At 36.7% G+C, this 14816-nt stretch carries 11 protein-coding genes and 1 pseudogene; 7 read left to right on the forward strand and 5 right to left on the reverse strand.

The window, feature by feature from the left end; all coding sequences use genetic code 11:
- Nucleotides 1-32: 32 nt before the first annotated feature.
- Nucleotides 33-305, reverse strand: a complete 273-nt coding sequence (locus QF044_RS17590) for a hypothetical protein (protein ID WP_307270067.1) — start codon at nt 303-305, stop codon at nt 33-35.
- Nucleotides 306-550: 245 nt separating this feature from the next.
- Between QF044_RS17590 and QF044_RS17595 the strand changes: the two genes are divergently transcribed.
- Nucleotides 551-712, forward strand: coding sequence for a hypothetical protein (locus tag QF044_RS17595; RefSeq protein WP_307270069.1), 162 nt, complete (start codon nt 551-553; stop codon nt 710-712).
- 402 nt (nt 713-1114) lie between these two features.
- On the opposite strand, the gene QF044_RS17600 is transcribed toward QF044_RS17595, so the two are convergent.
- Entirely contained in the window at nt 1115-2161 is a 1047-nt protein-coding gene (locus QF044_RS17600) for a PA0069 family radical SAM protein (protein ID WP_307270072.1), read from the reverse strand.
- Between the two features lie 122 nt (nt 2162-2283).
- A complete protein-coding gene (locus QF044_RS17605; protein ID WP_307270075.1) occupies nt 2284-2478 on the reverse strand; it encodes a hypothetical protein in 195 nt (64 codons plus the stop codon).
- A gap of 157 nt (nt 2479-2635) precedes the next feature.
- Here QF044_RS17605 and QF044_RS17610 point away from each other — a divergent pair, with 157 nt between their 5' ends.
- A complete protein-coding gene (locus tag QF044_RS17610; protein ID WP_307270078.1) occupies nt 2636-3001 on the forward strand; it encodes a hypothetical protein in 366 nt (121 codons plus the stop codon).
- A gap of 49 nt (nt 3002-3050) precedes the next feature.
- Here QF044_RS17610 and QF044_RS17615 read toward each other — a convergent pair whose 3' ends face one another.
- Nucleotides 3051-5705 (reverse strand): hypothetical protein, encoded by a 2655-nt coding sequence (locus tag QF044_RS17615; RefSeq protein WP_307270080.1) that lies wholly within the window; start codon nt 5703-5705, stop codon nt 3051-3053.
- 33 nt (nt 5706-5738) lie between these two features.
- Nucleotides 5739-6536, reverse strand: coding sequence for a DUF2797 domain-containing protein (locus tag QF044_RS17620; protein ID WP_307270085.1), 798 nt, complete (start codon nt 6534-6536; stop codon nt 5739-5741).
- An 86-nt stretch (nt 6537-6622) separates the two neighbouring features.
- Between QF044_RS17620 and QF044_RS17625 the strand changes: the two genes are divergently transcribed.
- From QF044_RS17625 to QF044_RS17645, 5 genes and pseudogenes are all read left to right on the forward strand, one after another.
- Nucleotides 6623-7654: a GDP-mannose 4,6-dehydratase gene (locus QF044_RS17625; protein ID WP_307270087.1), complete on the forward strand. Its 1032-nt coding sequence runs from the start codon at nt 6623-6625 to the stop codon at nt 7652-7654.
- 132 nt (nt 7655-7786) lie between these two features.
- Nucleotides 7787-8008 carry a DUF2795 domain-containing protein gene (locus tag QF044_RS17630; protein ID WP_002662059.1) on the forward strand — a complete coding sequence of 74 codons (222 nt, stop codon included), beginning with the start codon at nt 7787-7789 and terminating at the stop codon, nt 8006-8008.
- A 128-nt stretch (nt 8009-8136) separates the two neighbouring features.
- A pseudogene (gene secA / locus QF044_RS17635) lies at nt 8137-11212 on the forward strand (preprotein translocase subunit SecA).
- A 155-nt stretch (nt 11213-11367) separates the two neighbouring features.
- Complete coding sequence (locus tag QF044_RS17640) at nt 11368-13578, forward strand: TonB-dependent siderophore receptor (RefSeq protein WP_307270089.1); 2211 nt, start codon at nt 11368-11370, stop codon at nt 13576-13578.
- 43 nt (nt 13579-13621) lie between these two features.
- A complete protein-coding gene (locus tag QF044_RS17645; protein ID WP_307270092.1) occupies nt 13622-14815 on the forward strand; it encodes a PepSY domain-containing protein in 1194 nt (397 codons plus the stop codon).
- Nucleotide 14816: the final 1 nt, after the last annotated feature.

Below are 14816 nucleotides of genomic sequence, written 5' to 3' on the forward strand. Positions count from 1 at the left end.
AATTTGTAGTAATCGTCTTTCTAATTGAAATATTATCCTGTAATACAATAAAATTCCGGGCAGGGAGTTGTTTGGGTGAAAGTTCCCCACGGGCAGATACACGTATAGGTATCACCACCTCCAGTCCCTCCGCCTCCGCCGGTTCCTGGTCCCACATAAGGTACACATTTCCCGCCCGAACAGATCTGTCCTGCTGAGCAGCCACCTGTACCAGGTCCGTCTCCCTCAAAACAGGAAGCTGGCGTGAGATCTCCTGCAGAAATTTTCTTCTTGTCTTCTCTTGAAAGTCTTTTTAGATTTTTCATGGTTTTTTGTTTTTTTGTATTTCCTACTCTTTTAGCTTTTCGGATAACGCTTTATTCTATTTAAAATTAAATATTTTTTGCTAATAACCAAGCCTTTAAACTATTTTTATTCACTGCTAATTGAAATTTAGTAGTGATCTTTTACTCTATTTTAAAATATTTAATACTAAAAACTACCACACTTTATTAAAATTAAAAGAAATTAATTATATTTACTCTAGTATCAAATTTTTAATTAAAACAATATGAAAAATCTAAAAAAACTAAACAACAGCCAATTAAAAAGCATTTCCGGAGCAGGAGGAATTAAACTTCCTGAACCAGAATTCTGTATGTATTACTGTAGCGGTACTGTAGTTTGTGCAACCTGCAGTGATGATTTCAAATGCCCGGATAACACTATGTAAGGTTGAAAATCAGATAGAATAACAAACCCGTTTCTTTTGAAGCGGGTTTTATTTTATAAATCACTATCACTTAGGAATATATCATTCAAAAACAATTGATTTATAACAATTTTGGGTTATCTTTATAATAGCTCAAACTTAAAAATAATATGAAAAATCTAAAGAAACTAACCAAAGACAAATTGAAGGCAATTTCTGGAGGAATAAGTTATCCTTTTCCCGGAGAATGCGTTTATGTATGCAGTGACGGAATTACTTATCGCGTATTGTGCCGCAATGAATTTATTTGTCCTGATGGTGAAGATCCTATTATTCACTAGGAAAAATCTGACTTATACGTGAAGACCATCCTTTTGGGTGGTTTTCATGTATCACCAAAATACAAATCCGGAAAATCTTAGATTAATCAAACAGCCTTAGTTGCTGATCTTTTGCACCCGTAAAATTAGCTGTCGAAAGCTTAGGAAACTCTTTACCATCAAAAAACTTCTTTCGGCCGATCTTAAAGGTAGTATGGATCATTTCAGCAATATTCCCTTCTCCTTTCTGTCTTTCAAAATATCTTTTATCTCCCAGTTTTCCACCACGCATGGAACGGATAAGATTTAAAACTTTTTGGGCTCTGTCCGGAAAATGAGCTTCGATCCAGTTTACAAAAACAGGCTCCACCGTATCATTCAACCTTACCAGTGTATAGCCGAAACTCAAGGCTCCAGCATCAGAAATTGTTTTTAAAATATGTAAAGGTTCATCGCTGTTCAGGCCTGGAATAATTGGTGCTACCATAACATGCACAGGAATTTTGTTTTCTGTGAGAATTTCTATAGCCTTCAGTTTATTGGGAGCCGAACTTGTTCTTGGTTCCATTTTTCGTCTAAGATCCTCATTAATCGTAGGAATACTCAGGGATACAGAAACCAGGTTCTGTTCTGCCATCGGTTTCAAAATATCAAGATCTCTCAGAACCAATGCATTTTTTGTGAGAATATTCACAGGATGCCTGTAATCAAGACACACCTGTAGTATTTTCCTTGTGATCTCAAACTGTCTTTCCGCTGGCTGATAGCAGTCTGTATTTCCGGAAAGAAGAATCGGTGCAGGTTGATAGCCTCTTTTCTGAAAGAATTTCTCCAGCAGTTCCGGTGCATTTTTCTTCACCATGATCTTCCTCTCAAAATCAATTCCGGCACTGTAACCCCAATATTCATGGGTAGGCCTTGCAAAACAATAAGAACATCCGTGTTCACATCCCTGATAAGGATTCATAGAATACTCCATCGGAAGGTCTTCGCTTTTTACCTGATTCACAATTGTTTTCGGAAAAACTTCAGTAAAAGAGGTTTTTACCGTTTCGAAATCTTCATCTTCAGGCTCATAGGTATACCTGTCGAAACGATTGATTACGTTCCGCTGAGCTCCCTGTCCTTTTATGAAATTTTCGTTCTGCATTCCGGTGTAAAATTATAATGGATTTTTTATAAAATAATGAGTTTTAACACTAAAGTTATCCACAAAAAAACCAGCCCTTTCAAAAGTGCTGGTTTTAAACATAAATTAAATATATCTATTTACTACTTCAGTGCGTAAAACTCCACTCCATGATATTCATCTTCCTGATTTTTTTCATCAAAGTGTCTGTGATAATCCGAGTAGGTATCACTGTATTTTTTATCTTTTTTAGTCAAAATCTTTTTAATTCCTATTAAACTTAATACTGCCAAAAGGCCAACTCCTCCTGCCAGTAAAACTCCAACTTCTCTTTTCATATTTTATCTGGTTTATACCGTGGCTACTGCAAAAAGCATACCTATTTTTTCATTTGTAATTATAAATTTTGTTAACATTAAACTTTATTTCCATGAAAAATGTAATGCTCTTTTTTATTAAATTTACAGGTATAATGGTTTAATTATTGTATTAAACATGAAAAACAGCGTTATGGATAATTCAGATAATACCGACAGAATGACCACTTTAAGCCAAGTGATGAAAACACTTTCAGAAAGAGGAATACACAGAGAATTCAGGATGAATGAAAACTGTGAAATGAAGTTTGAAAATTCTGAAAAAGTATATCAGCCTTCAGAGCTTACGATTTTAAAAACTTACCGCTTCGAGGGCGACAGCAATCCGGATGACAATGCTGTACTTTACGTATTAAAAGACAATTCAGGGAACCGTGGAATGATCATTGATTCTTATGGAGCAGACAGCAATTATCCGGGAGAAGAATTTGATAAGTTTTTAAGAGATATTCCTATCCAGGAAAGTGAGGAATTTAACTTCTAATATTTAATCTTAGAAACAAATCGTTAGCGGTTTAATATATATCCCGGGACTATTCAGTTTCGGGATTTTCTTTTTTCTTGAAGACATTCTTTAAAAACCCCTTCTTTTCCTTTTTCTCTTTTACCGTTTTAAGCTCTTCTTTTTTTGTTTTGATGTCCTGTTTCAGCTCTTTTACCGTCTGCTTAACTTCTTTTACAGAAGAAACTGCACTTTTTACAGTTTTTTCGGTCTTATCAACATTCATTCCGATCAGCGTTTTCTTCAGCCCCTGTTCAATTCCTTTCCAGAAAAGATTGAAAAATGATTTAGTGGGATCTCTCTCAACATTTTCCACCGCAACAGATTCAGGAAACCTACCTGAATCGGATCTTATGAAAAGATTGGCAACAGCGGTAAGCACGCCTTTTTTCTCATGATTATCTTTATTTAGAACTGCGATCTTAAGCTCTTTATGCTTCAGATTGAATGTGCCATGTAAACCTGCAGGATTTCCTTTAAAATTGAAGAGCATTTCCTGGATGGTACCGGCAGTAGCGGTCACATGAAGATAGGGTCTTATAAACGGATTGATACCGCTTGCCGGAAGATGGGACGTTTTTCCTGAAATGGAAAAGGCATCATTATTATCAGCCACATCAAAATTCCAGTTTACGGCTAGCGGAGCCAGATTCATGAATGAACAGTTAATTCTGATATCCACTTTTGTAGGTTTTCCTTTTGCTTTTGCAGAATTCAGGTTTTTAACGTTCATATTAAAATTAGCAAATGTCAATTTTCCAGGCCCTGCACTTTCAGGCGTATCTTCCTCATAGACCAGAACTGAATTTTTCAAGTCCAGGTTATTGACTGTCATTGGAATTTTGATGGAACGGAGCAGCTTTGAGTAAAGCGGTTTCACTTTCGGATCATCATTTGGGATCTTACTTCTGAAAATATTGGCATTTGCACCAATAACGGAAACATTTGAAGCATTGATCGATTTATTATTTGTAAAAAGATCCCAGCTTCCGTCTGCCGATATCTGAGAAACCTTGATATCATACAGATCGCGTTCCACAGGTATCATTTTGATAAATTGGGCTCTCGAAACGAGAGGCTTCATCGCAAAACTGGTAATCTGAACTTTATTTTTATTCAATTTTAAAAGTCCAGCACTTAAATTGTAGAACTGAGTTTTATAGGCAAAATTACGGGTGGTCAGAAAATAATCTTTAACCTTGAAGGAAAGCCCCTGATTGTTTGCCTTAGGAGCTATCTCAATATTATTTAAGGTGGCGTTCAGATCATTAAAAGCCAACGGCTGACTCTTTTTGTCATAAACAATATTGGAATTTTTAAGAGACATTTTCCGTACAATCACCGACTTTATGATCTCAGGGCGGGAATTATTTTTCGGTTGGTGTTCTCTAGCACTGATGGTTCCGTTTATATTTTCAACAAGAAGATCTTTTATATCCAGATTAAGTTTTTTTTCTACAAACTCCAATTTATTGATATTAAATGCAATATGGCTTGACTTTAGATCCATGCTTCCTTTTCCTGGGGCAGAAGCTCCGGGAGACAGGACAAGATTCCTTATTTCACCACTTCTCGGGTTTAGAGCAATACTTTCAACTGCCACATTCTGGTGATTTGAATACTGAATATCTCTGCCTGAAAAATGAAAATCTTTGTATCCTACAGGAATTACTTCTTCAGCTGTCACCTTATCAAATTTCAGCTTGTTGACATTTAAACTCAGTGTTTTGACAGAAAGCAGTTTGGTCCCGTCTGGCTTATTTACAAGAACAACCGCATTATTTAGTTTTATATCCTCTAAATTGATTTCAAACCTAAACTTCTTCTCTCCTTTTTTAGGTTTAGCTCCGGTATTATGAACGGTAAGAACTGGATTTTGAAAATCAGCATTGGCCAGTGAAATTTTATTTTTCTCTAATACCACATCTTTAAAATCCATTTTTGGGATAGAAAATTCAAAAAGTTTAGTCTTTTTGGGATAAAATCTTATAAACTGCTTAAGAGACAAAAGAGGAATCAACCGAAAATTTCCAACTGACATCTGCCCGTTTGAGGTACTGATGGTATTGATGGTAATTGCATAAACATTATCCGGACGGAAGAAAAAATTCTTCCCTTTGATGTCATAACGGTCAAAAACCACCGGCAGCTTATCTTCAACAGACTCTTCCGTCATCTGAAGATTTTCAACGAAGAGATCCAACTGCTGAACAGACAAAAACTTCTGCTTGGTATGCTTAAAAATATTGATGGTTCCTTTGCTGATCCTGATGTTTTCAAACAGGACCGGATTTCTTTTCTTTCCTGTTTTACGATCCGCCGGCTTGGCCAGACTTATATTTAAATTAGGTTTGGCAAGCAGAAGATCTGATGAACTGATCCTTTTATTAAAAACGGCATCATAAATCCCGAAACGGCTGATCTTCAAAGTATCAATAGTCCCCTGAAGACCAATAACATCAGTATTCTGAGGATCTTTGCTGTTTACTGTAATCCCCGAAGCAAAAATGTTTCCTGAGCCGAGATCTACATCCAGTGTTTTATAAGAGATCTTATAATCTGTTTTGTTTTTGATATAATCAGGAAGCTGGGTTTTAAGCCATATATTCAGTCCAAAATTCGCAGCCAGAAGAACGACAGCCAGAATTCCGAAACTTATTAACAGCCTTTTGACCCATTTTTTCATCTGATTTTAGTTTTTGTTACCTTAAATATAAGGCTAATTTTTTATTTCCAGTTCAATCACATAGCCTTCATGCCCTCTTACATTGATAAAATCTCCACCCAGAAAACTAAGATACTGCCCTTTTATTCCTATTAGTTTCCCAGTAAATTCAGGTTTTTTATCCAAAGTGAAAGAAGTTATCTTTTCAGGTTTACTATAAGGATAGTCGAACTTCCACATATTCTCCCCTTCACTGTAAAATTTTTGGAAATCATCCGGAAAATACTGTTTAATCTTCTGTTGGAAATCAGCAAGGTCCATTTCTCCTTCAAAATCATCCTGAAGCATTTTTTTCCAGTTGGTTTTATCAGGAAGATGGTCTTTAAGAGCAACCTCAATCATTCCGGCCTCATATCGGTTTTCTGTTCTGGCAATCGGCAGTGCAAATGTAGCTCCCTGATCAATCCATCTCGTCGGGATCTGATTATTTCTTGTTACTCCCACTTTTACATCCCCTGTATAGGCAAGATATACGGTATGAGGCTGTAACTGGATTTGTTTTTCCACTTCCAGATCACGCTCAGCAACTCCTAAATGAGCCGTAGAAAGCTCCGGACGGATAATGGTATCACTTGCATATGGACTTTCAAAGAAGCAATTCTTGCAGAATCCCATTCTATAAACAGGTTTGTTTTCTCCACAATTGACACATTGAAATCCGGTATGTTTTATACGCAGCTCTTTCCCGAAAAGCTCATTCATATGGATAAGATCTCCGGAAAGATTCAGATAATATTGGATCGGCTGATCATCATAGCTCGTCATTTTTAAAATTTGCCCTTGAAACTGCATACTGTTTATATTACTTTTTTAAGTAAATTTAATGATTATATTTTCAAAAAGTAAATTTATATTTTTGCGCCAATAAAAAATCACAAATGACTTATCTTGTAACTGGAGGAAGCGGGTTTATCGGTTCTCATTTAATAGAACGATTATTAAGAAATGGACATTCTGTCATAAACGTTGACAATTTTGATGATTTCTACAACTATCAGATCAAAATTAAAAATACTTTAGAGTCTATCGGCAAAATTCCGGATTTTGAGTTCTCGGGCAAAGAGGCTGACATCAGTCATTTAACTGCCATTTCCCAGTCTGATCAGTATCAGCTTTATTACCAGGACATCAGAGATAAAAAAGGGCTTGAAACTATTTTCAGAAACCATCAGATAGACCTTGTCATTCATCTTGCAGCGCTTGCAGGCGTACGCCCTTCCATTGAAAGACCTTTAGACTATGAAGAAGTGAATGTCCGCGGAACGATGAATCTTTGGGAGCTATGTAAAGACTTCAATATCAAAAAGTTTGTATGCGCATCTTCTTCAAGTGTTTATGGTAACAATGAAAAGACTCCTTTTAATGAAACAGACAATGTAGACCATCCGATTTCACCTTATGCCGCTACCAAAAAAAGTGTTGAAATTTTAGGACATGTTTACCATGAGCTTTATCATATAGATATGATCCAGCTTCGTTTTTTCACGGTATACGGGCCACGGCAAAGACCTGACCTGGCTATCCATAAGTTTACAAAGCTGATCTCGGAAGGTCAGGAAATTCCATTCTATGGAGATGGAAATACAGCCCGAGATTACACTTACATAGATGATATCATCGACGGAATCACAAAATCAGTCCTTTATCTGGAAGCCAATGCTGATATTTATGAAATTATTAATCTCGGAGAAAGCGAAGTGGTCACTTTATCTGAGATGGTAGCGACTATAGAAAACACACTTGGAATTTCTGCCACGAGGAAAACTCTGCCAATGCAGCCGGGTGATGTCCAGAAAACCAATGCAGATATTGCCAAAGCAAGGACATTAATAGGCTACAAACCAGACACGGACTTCCAAAATGGCATAAAAAAATTTGTGGAATGGTTTTTGAGAAATGACATGAAGTAAGTTGCCGGTACAGCTGTAATGCGGACTATGACGGACAATGAACAAAAATTAATCAAAAAGAATTGAAAATCAAGTGTAAAAAAGCGTATAATATAAGCTAATTTTATACTTTTGCAAAAAAAATCAGAAATTATGTACTGGACATTAGAACTAGCCTCATATCTAAGTGACGCACCTTGGCCAATGACAAAAGCAGAACTTATTGACTACGCAATCAGAACTGGTGCACCTATGGAAGTAGTAGAAAACCTTCAGGCCATCGAAGACGAAGGAGAAATCTATGAATCTATCGAAGAGGTTTGGAGCGACTATCCTACCGATGAGGATTTCCTTTGGAACGAAGACGAATATTAATTAAAGCAATAAGCTTTAAGCATACTGCTTAGAGCTTATTTGCCCTTTTTATATATATAAAATTCACACGATAAGCGTGTCAGTAAAACGCTTAAAGCATATTGCTTTAAGCATAAAGCAAAATATTTATGAGTTTTTTAAACAAAGTTCTTAAAGGGTTTTTGGGAGACAAAAAAGCGCAGGACCTAAAAGAAGTAAAAAAAGTTGTAACAAAAATCAAAGCTGTTGAACCTAATATTCAGCAATTGTCTGATGATGGTTTGAGAGAAAAAACTGCTGAGTTTAAAGAAAATATAAAATCTGCAACCAGTAAAATAACAGCTCAGATAGAACAGATACGGGAGCAGATAAAAAACTCAACCAATGTTGATGAAAAAGAGGCTCTTTTCACAAAGATTGAGACTCTTAAAAAAGAATCATACGATATTGAAGAGAAAGTTCTTCTACAGGTCCTACCTGAAGCTTTTGCCCTGGTAAAAGAAACAGCAAGAAGATGGGCTCAGAATGGAGAAATCCGTACTACAGCAACTGATTGGGACAGACAACTGGCTGCAGCTGGTAAAGATTTCGTAGAGATTCAGGGAGATACTGCCGTTTGGAAAAACTCGTGGGATGCTGCCGGAACGCCTGTAAACTGGGATATGGTTCATTATGATGTTCAGTTTATCGGAGGGGTTATTCTTCACAGCGGTAAAATCACAGAGATGGCAACCGGTGAAGGTAAAACCTTGGTAGGAACATTACCTATTTACTTAAATGCCCTTCCTGGAAGAGGAGTTCACGTGGTAACTGTAAATGACTATCTTGCCAAAAGAGACTCGGCATGGATGGGACCTCTTTATCAGTTCCATGGAATGTCTATCGACTGTATTGATAATCACCAGCCGAACTCAGACGGAAGAAGAAAAGCATACAATTCAGATATTACTTACGGAACGAACAACGAGTTTGGTTTCGATTATCTGAGAGACAACATGGTTACTTCACCTTCAGAATTGGTACAAAGAGAATTAAACTTTGCTATTGTGGATGAGGTGGATTCTGTATTGGTAGATGATGCCAGAACACCGTTAATTATTTCCGGTCCGGTTCCTCAGGGAGACAGACAGGAATTTGACCTTCTTAAACCTTCTATCGACAGAATTGTTGAAGTTCAGAAGAAAACAGTTTCTGCCATCTTTAATGAAGCGAAAAAATTAATCGCTGCAGGAAATACTAAAGAAGGAGGATTCAAATTACTTCAGGCTTACAGAGGTTTACCTAAAAACAGACAATTAATTAAATTTTTATCGGAAAGCGGAAACAGAGCATTGCTTCAAAAAGTTGAAGGTCAGTATATGCAGGATAACAACCGTGATATGCCGATCGTAGATAAAGATCTTTACTTCGTAATCGAGGAAAAAAACAACCAGGTTGATCTTACCGATAAAGGAGTAGAATATATGTCTCAGGGAAATTCTGACAATAACTTCTTCGTACTTCCGGATATCGGAACAGAGATCGCTGAAGTTGAGGCTAAGAATTTATCTAAAGAAGAGGAATTTGAAGCTAAAGAAAGACTTTTCGCCGATTTTGCTGAAAAATCCGAGCGTGTTCACACGATGAGCCAGCTGTTGAAAGCCTATACATTATTCGAAAAAGATGATGAATATGTGGTAATTGATGGCGAAGTAAAAATTGTTGATGAGCAGACAGGACGTATCATGGAGGGTAGACGTTATTCAGACGGTCTTCACCAGGCAATTGAAGCTAAAGAAAACGTAAAAATTGAAGCGGCAACTCAGACTTTTGCAACGGTAACGCTTCAGAACTATTTCCGTATGTACAATAAACTTGCGGGGATGACGGGTACTGCTGAAACTGAGGCCGGAGAGCTTTGGGAAATCTACAAATTAGATGTTGTGGTGATTCCTACGAACCGCCCTATTATCAGACAAGACAAGCAGGATTTAGTTTTTAAAACCAACAGAGAAAAATATAACGCCGTAATTGAAGAGATTGAAAAATTAACAGCAGCAAAAAGACCGGTATTAGTTGGTACAACGTCTGTTGAAATTTCTCAATTGCTTTCAAAAGCGCTTCAGCTAAGAAAAATTCCACACCAGGTACTGAATGCGAAACTTCACAAGAAGGAAGCAGAAATTGTTGCCGGAGCAGGACAGCCTGGAGCTGTAACGATTGCCACCAACATGGCTGGTCGTGGTACGGATATTAAGCTTTCTAAAGAAGTAAAAGAAGCGGGCGGTTTAGCTATTATCGGCACTGAAAAGACATGATTCAAGACGTGTCGACAGACAGCTGAGAGGTAGAGCCGGACGTCAGGGAGATCCTGGTAGTTCTCAGTTCTACGTATCTCTTGAAGATAACCTGATGCGTCTTTTCGGTTCGGAAAGAATCGCTAAAATGATGGATAGAATGGGTCATAAGGAAGGTGAAGTAATTCAGCATGCCATGATCAGCAAGTCTATTGAAAGAGCGCAGAAAAAAGTAGAGGAAAACAACTTCGGGATCAGAAAGAGACTTCTTGAGTATGATGACGTAATGAACAAGCAGCGTGACGTAATCTATAAAAGAAGAAAGAACGCTTTGTTCGGAGATCACCTGAAGTATGACATTACCAATATGATCTTTGAAGTTTCCAATTCTATCGTCGCTAAAGGAAAAGCTACAGGAAATTATAAAGATTTTGAATTTGATATCATTAAGTTTTTCACCATGGAATCTCCTGTTTCTGAAAATGACTTCAAGAGCAAACAGATTCCTGAACTGACAGATCTTGTTTTCAAGGCAGCTCAAGAAGACTACAAAATGAAACTGAACTTACTGAAAGAGAAATCATTCCCTATTATTGAGAATGTATACCAGAACCAGGGTTCAATGTTCAAAATGATCCAGGTTCCTTTCACAGACGGGCACAAAACTATGACTATTGTTGCTGATCTTAAAGAAGCTTACGATACTCAGTGTGAAAGCCTTATCAACGATTTTGAAAAGAACATTACTTTATCTATTATTGATGAAAACTGGAAGCTTCACCTTCGTGAGATGGATGACCTGAGAAGATCTTCTCAAGGTGCCGTTTACGAACAGAAAGATCCATTAGTAATTTATAAGCAGGAATCTTTCCACTTATTCAGTGAAATGGTAGACAAAATGAACAAAGAAATTATTTCATTCTTATACAAAGGAGAAATTCCTGCTTAAGAAATAAATAATAAAACTTCATAAAAACCCCGCATCAGATTGTACTGATGCGGGGTTTTGTTATTCAACAACTAATAATTTAATGATAAATATCAATCTTATTATTTATTTAGAACAATTAAAAACAATATATTTGCAGAAAATTTGACTTATTCATGAAAAATGTACTGATGTGTGCCTCGTTATTGGGTTCTATGCTAACCTTTGCTCAGGAAAAAGATACTCTTAAATCTAATGATATTGAGGAAGTTGTTGTCAATGGAAAGTATTATAAGAAATATGTGGAAAAGCAAGGTTCTTCTTCCTTACGTCTGGATGAAGAGCTTATCAAGATACCGCAAAACATCTCCATTATTACGGGAAGAGCGTTGGAAGACCAACAGGTAACCACTTTAAGTGACGGTGTATTGAGAAATGTTGCAGGAGCACAGAGATTGGAACATTGGGGCGACATGTATACCAGAGTAAACATGAGAGGCTCCAGAGCTGCAGCTTTTATGAACGGAGTAAATGTAACTTCTAACTGGGGTCCATTGAGTGAAGATATGAGCTTCGTAGATCATATTGAATTTATAAAAGGTCCTTCAGGATTCTTAATGTCAAACGGTGAACCAAGTGGAATCTACAATATTGTCACTAAAAAACCTACAGGAAATTCGCTAAACGGAAGTGCAAAAGTAACGCTGGGAAGCTTCAATATGTACAGAGGAGAAGCTGATGTAGACACCAAAATCACTGATAAAGTTGCTTTCAGACTGAATTTAATGGCTCAGAATAAAAACAGTTTCAGAGACTATGAATTCAACGACAGGTATATTATTAACCCTTCACTAAAAGTAAAACTAAGTGATAAAACCACTTTGACAGCGGAATACATTTACCAGAAAGCTAAAATGTCTGAGGTTGGTTCTGCTTATGTGTTCAGTTTTGATGGCTACAAAGCAAAGCCGGTCCGATATACAACTACGGATCCAAGCGTTGATCCTACCAAGGTTGACAATAATACGGTAAACATTAATTTACAGCACGAATTTAATAAAAACTGGAAATTAACATCACAGCTAACTTATGTGAATGAATATACAATGGGCAGCGATATCTGGCCAAGTAATTTTGAAGGAAATTATATGATCCGTCGTGTCAATTATTGGGAAGCTGATAACACCATGAAGTTCGGACAGGTATTTTTAAATGGATTTGTAAAAACAGGTCCTGTTTCCCACAAAATTTTAGCCGGCCTGGATCTGGGTAGCAAAAAATATATGGCAGATTGGTCTCAAGGATATAATTTGGATAAATTTAATGCTAACGGAGACTATAATGCTGATCCTCAAAACCCAAACACCGTTGCTGATTATAATTATTGGTATAATACAAATACCCAAAATTATGATATCAATGGTGGGCTGGCCTATTCCGGCCCTAACGGTCAATATAAAGCCTTTGATGCAAGCAAACCTCTATCAGTAAGAGCAGGAGCGGGAAGCACCATCGATCAAAATTATACAGGACTTTACTTACAGGATGAATTAGGATTCTTCAATGATGCTTTAAGACTTACTCTTGCCGCACGTTACACTAATGTAAAAGAGATTAGTTACGGAACAAAATCAGAAGCAAACAGAATTACTCCTCGTATTGGACTAAGCTATTCTATTGATGAAAACATGTCTGCCTATGCTTTATACGATCAATCTTTTGTACCACAGGCAGGATTATTCAGAGATGGAACAACAGCAACACCACTTACCGGTAATAATATTGAAGTAGGAGTGAAAAAAGACTGGTTTGGAGGAAAATGGAATACGACCGTTTCATTATATAACATCAATAAAAATAATGAGATTACAGGAGACCCCGACCAAACTAACAATCCCAATGGAAAATATTCTATTCTTCTTGGAAAAACAAGAGTGCAGGGTGTTGAATTTGATCTAAAAGGAGAAATTACCAGAGGCTTTAATGCTATTTTTAATTACGCATTTACTGAGAATAAATTTACAGAAACAACAGCCAAAGCCAATAAGGGAGACAAAGTTCCTGGTTATGCAAAACATACTGCAAACGGTTGGTTGAATTATACTTTTACAGATGGATTGCTGGAAGGTTTCGGATTAAGTTTCGGAGGAACATACCTTGCAGGACGAAGCAGCTGGGATTGGGGAAGCACAAACAGCCTTCAAATGGGAGATTATGTAAAATTTGATGCAGGTGCTTCATGGGAAAACAGAAAATTCAGAGTAGGATTGAATGTATTTAATGTATTCAACAGATACTTATATTCCGGCTCGCCTTATGGAAACTATTATTATTATCAGGCAGATGCTCCGAGAAACTTCAAATTATCAATAGGATATAAATTTTAAATAATAATTAAAGGTTAGCCTCTCCGGAGGTTAACTTTTTTCTATGAGGAAAAAACATCACCATAAAAAGAAGATTTCATTGACCAAAAAATGGTCTGCCAAACTGCACTTGTGGTTGGGTTTATCCGTGGGTATCATTATTTTCATCGTATCACTTACAGGGACTTTGTATGTTTTTAAAGACGAAATACAGAACAGCATCCGGAAAGAAGCAATGTATTTACAAAAGTCTGCTGCTACCCCAATTCCTATCAGCGTTTTAAAGGAAAAAGTAAGTCTGGAGCTCAATGAAAAATATCCTATCACTGCAGTGGAGATTTCTTTAAATCCAAATAAACCCTACCGCTTTTCCTATTATGAAAAAAATAAAAAAGGCTGGAATTATTTTGAAGAAGTAAAGATCAACAAGCTCATATATGTTGATCAGTACACTGGAAAAATTCTTGCCGTTTACAATGACAAATACAACTTCTTCAATATTATTAAATCCATCCATTGGAGCCTTCTGCTGAATTCCGATTGGGGAAAATATGTCGTAGGAATTCCTACTGTATTGTTTATATTCATGCTCATCACCGGAATTGTTTTATGGTGGCCAAAAAATAAAAAAGCAAGAAAAGGAAGGTTTTGGTTCAGTTGGGAAAATTTAAAAAACTGGAAAAGGAAAAACTATGATCTTCATAATATTCTGGGATTTTATGCTTCATTTTTTGCACTGCTGATCAGCGTTACAGGAATTTATTTTGCCTATCCGTATGTGAAAAATGTATTTAATGTTACATTATCCGGTTCCTTAGAGCTGCCAAAAGAAAAGGAAATGAAATCTCCGGATTCTCTAATGGCAAAAAACACCTCAGTTTATGACCTTACGGCTCAGGAAACCAGAAAACTATATCCCTCATCTTACAGCTTCAGAATTCCATTGAATGGAAAAAATAAAAAAGGAAAAGAATTAAAAAATATCCCAGTGACTATTTACGGAGCAGAAGGAAGATTCAGCGAAAGAAATACACTGGTTTTCGATAAATATTCCGGAAAGTTATTGGTAGATAAACCTCATCAGAAACTCAGCAATGCTGAAAAATACGCCAATGCCAATTATGACATCCACACAGGTTCTTATTTTGGGCTCTTTGGAAAAATACTCTGGTTCATCACCGGACTCATATGCACTTCCCTTCCTGTCACGGGGTTTTTAGTATGGTGGGGAAAACAAAAGAAACAAGGAAAGAAATAGA

The organism is Chryseobacterium sp. W4I1, assembly GCF_030816115.1.
Classification (GTDB): Bacteria; Bacteroidota; Bacteroidia; order Flavobacteriales; family Weeksellaceae; genus Chryseobacterium.